The organism is Novosphingobium sp. (genome assembly GCF_027486195.1).
Lineage (GTDB): Bacteria > Pseudomonadota > Alphaproteobacteria > Sphingomonadales > Sphingomonadaceae > Novosphingobium.
In genome coordinates this window covers 136652-142652 of the sequence record NZ_JAIXPP010000059.1, presented here as the reverse complement: position 1 = coordinate 142652, position 6001 = coordinate 136652, and the positions used below count along the sequence as shown (strand labels likewise).

7 protein-coding genes are annotated in these 6001 nt (G+C 65.2%); 3 read left to right on the top strand and 4 right to left on the bottom strand.

From position 1 onward, the window contains the following. On the top strand, positions 1–1041 hold a 1041-nt coding region (locus Q0071_RS11685; RefSeq protein WP_298169211.1), incomplete at its 5' end, for an ATP-grasp domain-containing protein. A gap of 142 nt (positions 1042–1183) precedes the next feature. Here Q0071_RS11685 and Q0071_RS11680 read toward each other — a convergent pair. Both Q0071_RS11680 and gshB read right to left on the bottom strand, forming a co-directional pair. Then, positions 1184–2122, bottom strand: a complete 939-nt coding sequence (locus tag Q0071_RS11680; protein ID WP_298169208.1) for a DUF4349 domain-containing protein — start codon at positions 2120–2122, stop codon at positions 1184–1186. Between the two features lie 132 nt (positions 2123–2254). Then, positions 2255–3202, bottom strand: coding sequence for a glutathione synthase (gene gshB, locus Q0071_RS11675; protein WP_298169205.1), 948 nt, complete (start codon positions 3200–3202; stop codon positions 2255–2257). Between the two features lie 142 nt (positions 3203–3344). Between gshB and Q0071_RS11670 the strand changes: the two genes are divergently transcribed. Beyond that, positions 3345–3554 (top strand): hypothetical protein, encoded by a 210-nt coding sequence (locus Q0071_RS11670; protein WP_298169202.1) that lies wholly within the window; start codon positions 3345–3347, stop codon positions 3552–3554. A 9-nt stretch (positions 3555–3563) separates the two neighbouring features. Here Q0071_RS11670 and Q0071_RS11665 read toward each other — a convergent pair whose 3' ends face one another. Then, entirely contained in the window at positions 3564–3920 is a 357-nt protein-coding gene (locus Q0071_RS11665; RefSeq protein WP_298169199.1) for a YraN family protein, read from the bottom strand. After that, the gene (gene rsmI / locus Q0071_RS11660; RefSeq protein ID WP_298169196.1) at positions 3917–4753 is read right to left on the bottom strand and encodes a 16S rRNA (cytidine(1402)-2'-O)-methyltransferase; all 837 of its coding nucleotides are present in this window, start codon (positions 4751–4753) and stop codon (positions 3917–3919) included. Before rsmI ends, Q0071_RS11665 begins: the two co-directional genes overlap by 4 nt. A 40-nt stretch (positions 4754–4793) precedes the next feature. On the opposite strand from rsmI, the gene Q0071_RS11655 reads away from it, so the two are divergent. Further along, on the top strand, positions 4794–5957 hold the full coding sequence (locus tag Q0071_RS11655; protein ID WP_298169193.1) for a penicillin-binding protein activator: 1164 nt from the start codon (positions 4794–4796) through the stop codon (positions 5955–5957). The last annotated feature ends 44 nt before the right edge of the window (positions 5958–6001 follow it).

Sequence of the window (6001 nt, the reverse complement as noted above, 5' to 3'; positions counted from 1 at the left end):
TGGATCGGCCCCAAGCCCGAACATATCCGCACGATGGGCGACAAGATCGAGGCCAAGCGCACCGCCGGCAAGCTCGGTCTGCCGCTGGTTCCGGGCTCGGACGGCGCGGTTTCCGATATCAAGGAAGCCAAGGCCATCGCCGAGGCCGCCGGCTATCCGGTGATCATCAAGGCGGCTTCAGGCGGCGGCGGGCGCGGCATGAAGGTCTGCAACGGCCCCGACGAGCTCGAAACGCTGATCCAGCAGGCCGGCAGCGAAGCCAAGGCCGCGTTCGGCGATGCCACCGTCTATATCGAGAAGTACCTCGGCAACCCGCGCCACATCGAATTCCAGATCTTCGGCGATGGCAACGGCAACGCCATCCACCTCGGCGAACGCGACTGCTCCTTGCAGCGCCGCCACCAGAAGGTGCTCGAAGAAGCCCCCTCCCCCGTAATCTCCGCTGCCGAGCGCGACCGCATGGGCGGCATCGTCTCCAAGGCGATGGCCGACATGGGCTATCGCGGCGCGGGCACGATCGAGTTCTTGTGGGAAAACGGCGAGTTCTACTTCATCGAGATGAACACCCGCCTGCAGGTGGAGCATCCCGTCACCGAGGCGATCACCGGCGTCGATCTCGTGCGCGAGCAGATCCGCATCGCCGATGGCAAGCCGCTCTCGGTCAAACAGGAAGACATCGTCTTCAGCGGCCACGCGATCGAGTGCCGCATCAACGCGGAAGACCCGTTCAACTTCACCCCCTCGCCCGGCCTCGTCACCAGCTACCACGCTGCGGGCGGCATGCACGTGCGCGTCGATAGCGGGCTTTACGCCGGCTACCGCATCCCGCCTTACTACGATTCGATGATCGCCAAGCTCATCGTCTATGGCCGCACCCGCGAAGGCTGCATCATGCGCCTGAAGCGCGCGCTGGAAGAAATGGTGATCGGCGGCGTGAAGACCTCGATCCCCCTCCACCAGAAGCTGCTGACCGACCCCAAGGTCCTCGATGGGGACTACTCGATCAAGTATCTGGAGCAGTGGCTTTCCGAGCAGGGCTGATCAAAACGAAACAATAGTTCAGCAGAGAAACTTCCCGTCGCCCCGTGCTTGACACGGGGCTCGGCTTCCTTTGCCGCCAACTAAAGCCAAGGCCCGTGTCTTGCACGGGCCGACGAAAGCTTCTTGAAGAACAATCGGAACGTCAGTCCCCCTTGCTCTCCACCTTCGCTGCCTTTCGCCAGAACCGGATCCGCAAACCGAAGCGGTGTAGCACCCACCGCAGCGCCATCGCGAACAACACAATGGGAACAAGCGCCGTCAACACATAGATCAGCCCTGCGATGGTCATGCCCAACGTTGTCCCGATCGCCCCAGCCGCTGTCATGATCGGTCGCGCGAAGCCAAGTTGAGTTTCGCCATAGGTGGGCCGGTATTCGATGTTCACATCGCTGAACCGAACTCGCGAGCGATAGCCCTGCAATTCCGAGGCCGAGGTATCGATTTCCTCGTTGACGTCCGCCACAGCTTTCTCGGCTTTGATCAGTTCATCGACGGACCCCTTGTTGTTTCGCAGGATATCCGTGAGCTTGCCCCGCAGCACCAGACGCGACTGCAGCTTGGCTTCGGTATCGACGATGTTTTTGGAAAGGTCCTCGCCATCCCGCTCGGATGAGACCAGTTCGCCGCCCAGCTTCTGCGCCGGATCGCTGAGTGCCTTCTCGAAGGCACCCGCCTCGTTTGCTGCCACCTGCAGCGAGACGTCGCCTGATCGATCCTCGTCACTACTGCTGAGCGAAGTGCGCCAAACCCGGCATTTTGGCCCCATCGCATCGCACAGCGCGATATGGGCCTTCTGCAAGGCGGCGATCTGATCGCTGGCGATCCGGAAACCGAAGCTGTAGCGGTAGGCGATCTGGCTCTGTGCAGCCGGATCGGTCTTTTCGGCGCTCTGGCCCGGCTTCGGCAGCTCCTCCTTGATCGCAACATTCGCGCTCTGGTCGGCGGCGCCAGCATTGCCGATGAGCGTCTCCTGCATACCAAACTTGTTCGCAGGCGCTTCAACGTAGTGAGAGGATGGCGCCTTCTCGCTACATCCAGCGAGCAGGGCCAGGCATATCGCAGGAACGAAACGGGTCTTCATCCGGCCTCCACAATCGCGGCCCGAAGATGATGACTGCCGCCGCCGCAATTGCAAATCAAAGTGTGTCCACTTCGATTGCAGCAGGAAGCCCTCCTGATCTGCGCTTAGCGGAAATGCAACGCAAGCAGCCCGTCAAACCCGCCCCTCAATCGCATCCCAGATCATCCCCGCCGTATCGGTCCCGTTGAACCGATCAATCGCCACGATCCCGGTCGGTGATGTCACGTTGATCTCGGTCAGCCACTTGCCGCCGATCACGTCGATGCCCACGAAGAGCAGCCCCAGCCGCTTGAGCTGGGGCCCCAGCGCGGCGCAGATTTCCTGCTCTTCCGGCGTCAACGCAGTTTTCTCCGCATAGCCGCCCACCGCGAGGTTTGAGCGGAACTCGCCCTGGCCCGGCTTGCGGTTGATCGCGCCCGCCACTTCGCCGTCCACCAGCACGATGCGCTTGTCGCCCTCGCTCACTTCGGGAAGGAAGGCCTGCACCATATGTGGCTCGGGCCAGGTCTGGTTGAACACTTCGAGCAGCGCGCCGAGGTTTTCGCCCTCTTCCGAAACGCGGAAGATCGCCTTGCCGCCGTTGCCGTGGATCGGCTTGATCACGATGGCGCCGTGGCGCTTCTGGAACGCGCGCACTTCTTCCACCGAACGCGTCACCAGCGTCGGCGGCATGAAGCGCCGGTAGTCGAGCACCATCACCTTCTCGGGCGCATTGCGCACGCTGCGCGGGTTGTTCACCACCAGCGTCTCGCTCTCGATCCGCTCGAGCAGGTGCGTTGCGGTGATATAGCCCATGTGGAACGGCGGATCCTGCCGCATCAGCACCACATCGATATCGCGCCCGAGATCGAGCCGCCGCGCCTCGCCCGCCTTGTAGTGATCGCCCGCCACATGCTGAACCGTCACCGGCACGGCGCGCGCGGTCAGCCGGTCGTTCTCGTCAAGCGAGAGCGCGCCGACGTCGTAGTGATAGAGCTCATGCCCTCGCGCCTGCGCCGCCAGCATCAGCGCGAACGAGGAGTCCCCATTGATATTGATCGAATGCAGCGGGTCCATCTGGACGGCAACGCGAAGGGTCATCTGGTCTCGATCCGTTAGCTGCGGGTGCGTGATACTCCGCAGCCGCGCCTTAATGCGGTTTGCGCCGGTTTGCGACCATGAAAGCGTCGTGCCCGGTCGGCTTGCTGCTCGGCACCGCTTTCACGAAAAGGGACCAGACCACATGCGCAAGACACTCACCGCTCTCGCCTGCACCACCGCCATCCTCGGCTGGACTGCCAGCGCCGCTGCCAACCCCGAAAAGCACCCGACCGAGCACCCCAAGGACGGTGAGCACAAGGATGGCCACGAAGGCGAGCATAAGGATGGGCACAAGGACGGCCACGACGGCGAACACAAGGATGGGCATGGCACCGGCCATCCCGGTCACTGAGCTTTCAGGTCACGCGCCGGGTTGCCAGGCATTGGCGATCCGGCGCGGCCACTGGCCCGGTGCCAGCAGGATCACGTCGATCCTGATATCATCGCCCGGCCCAGCAAAGCGCGGCACCAGCGCCTCCGCCGCCCGCGCCACGCGCCGCAGCCGCCTTTCATCGATTGCCTGATCCAGCGCCGCCCGGCTGCTGCGCCATTTCACCTCGATGAACGCGACCGTGCGCCCCTTGCGCGCCACAAGGTCGACCTCGCCCGCGCCCACGCGCTGCCGCTTGGCGAGAATGCGCCAGCCGCAGAGCCACAAGTACCACGCTGCAAGGCTCTCCCCGCGCCGCCCCCGCCGCTCGGCCTCCTCGCGGCTCACCCCCGCAATTCCAACGCCCGTGCATAGAGCGCCTTGCGGTCCAGCCCATGCGCCTTGGCCACCTGCGCCGCTGCCTTGGAAACCGGCAAGTCCGCCAGCGCCGCCAGCAACAGTGCATCCACATCGGCCTCGCCCGGCTTCTCAGCCGCACCGGGAGGCCCCGCCAGCAGCACGATCTCGCCCTTCGGCGGATGCGCGGTGTAGTGCGCGGCAAGCTCCGCCGCTGTGCCTGTCCGGCATTCCTCGTGAAGCTTGGTCAGTTCGCGCGCGACCGCGATCTCCCGCCCCGGCAGCACCCGCGCCATCGCCTCCAGCGAGGCGACCAGCCTTGGCCCCGTCTCATAGAACACGAGCGTCGCCGGTACTGCGGCCAGTTCCGCCAGCACATCGCCGCGCGCCTTGTCCTTGCTCGGCAGGAAGCCTGCAAACAGGAAGCGGTCGGTAGGCAGCCCCGCCAGCGTCAGCGCCGCCACCAGCGCGCTTGCGCCGGGGATTGTCGTCACCGCAATCCCGCGGATGCGCGCCTCGCGCACCAGGCGGTAGCCGGGATCGGAAATCAGCGGCGTTCCCGCGTCAGAGACCAGCGCCACGGCCCCGCGCGTCATCTCCCCCAGCAGCGCCTCGCGCGCCGCATCGCTCGCGTGATCGTCATAGCGCCGAAGCGGCCGCTTGATTCCAAGGTGATGCAAGAGCTTGCCCGTCACCCGCGTATCCTCGCAGGCGACAACGGCGCAGCGTGAAAGTACGTCGATTGCCCGCCGGCTGACGTCACCGAGATTGCCAATCGGGGTCGCGACTATATAGAGACCGGGTTCAAGCAGGGGCGTATCCATACGCAGTCCAATGGACCGGCTACCAGGGAGCGGCAAGCCAATGATGATCGGAAACGGGCGGACAGCAGGCGGGAACCTGCGACGCTGGATCATGTGCGGGGCGCTTGCCCTGCTCGCAGGCTGCGCCGTGATCCCCAAACCCGCCGCGCCGCCGCCCCCGCCAAAGCCGGTGGAAGTGACGCCGGACGCCAATGTCCTGCCCACCGACGCTGATCGCCACCGCGTCGCCCTGCTCGTGCCGATGAGCGGCCCCAACGCGCCTGTCGGCATGGCCATCGCCAATGCCACCACCATGGCGCTGCTCGATACCAATGCGCAGAACGTGCGCATCACGACCTACGATACCGCGCTGGGCGCCGGGCTTGCCGCCAACAAGGCGATCCTCGATGGCAATCGCCTGATCCTCGGGCCGCTGCTCGCCGATGAAGTCGTCGCCGTTGCCAGCGTCGCGCGGCCGGCCAAGGTGCCGATGATCACCTATTCGAACGATGCAACTGTTGCCGACCGCGATGTCTTCGTGCTCGGCCAGGTGCCCGCACAGGCCATCGCCCGCGTGATCGGCTTCGCGCAGGACAAGGGGCTGAAGTCGGTCGGCGCGATCATTCCCACCGGCGCCTACGGCCAGCGCGTGTCCTCCGCGCTCATGGTCGCAGCACGCTCGCGCGGGCTCACCGTGACTGCGATCGAAAGCTACGACCGCTCCAACACCTCGGTATCGAGCGCGGTGCGCCGCGTGCTTGCCAAGGGGCCGGTCGATGCACTCCTGATCGGCGATAGCGGCCGCATCGCGCTGATGGCCGCGCCTGCCGCCAATGGCACGCAGCTCCTCGGCACCGAGCTGTGGAACGGCGATGCCTCGATCGCCAAGAGCCCCTCGATGCGCGGCGCCTGGTTCGCCGCAGTTTCGGACAAGCGCTTCGGCCAGTTCGAGCAGTCCTACCGCACCCGCTTCGGCGCCTCGCCCTCGCGCCTTGCCACGCTGGGCTACGATTCCGTGCTCCTCACGCTCAATGTCGCGCGCGGGTGGAAGCCGGGCACCCTGTTCCCCACCGCCAAGCTCTATACGCGCGATGGCTTCATCGGGCTCGACGGCGTGTTCCGCTTCGAAGCCAACGGCGTCGCCGAACGCGCGATGGAAGTGCGGGAAGTGGGCGCAGGGACTTTCGTGACCGCCAGCCCGGCGCCGGCGAAGTTCAATCCTTGAGTTAGAAGAGGTTTCTCGCAGAGACGCAGAGGAAGCAGAGATTG

Coding starts and splice junctions, on each gene's coding strand:
- Q0071_RS11680 (WP_298169208.1), bottom strand. CDS start 2,122: ATGAAGACCCGTTTCGTTCCTGCGATATGCCTGGCCCTGCTCGCTGGA.
- gshB (WP_298169205.1), bottom strand. CDS start 3,202: ATGACCCTTCGCGTTGCCGTCCAGATGGACCCGCTGCATTCGATCAAT.
- Q0071_RS11670 (WP_298169202.1), top strand. CDS start 3,345: ATGCGCAAGACACTCACCGCTCTCGCCTGCACCACCGCCATCCTCGGC.
- rsmI (WP_298169196.1), bottom strand. CDS start 4,753: ATGGATACGCCCCTGCTTGAACCCGGTCTCTATATAGTCGCGACCCCG.
- Q0071_RS11655 (WP_298169193.1), top strand. CDS start 4,794: ATGATGATCGGAAACGGGCGGACAGCAGGCGGGAACCTGCGACGCTGG.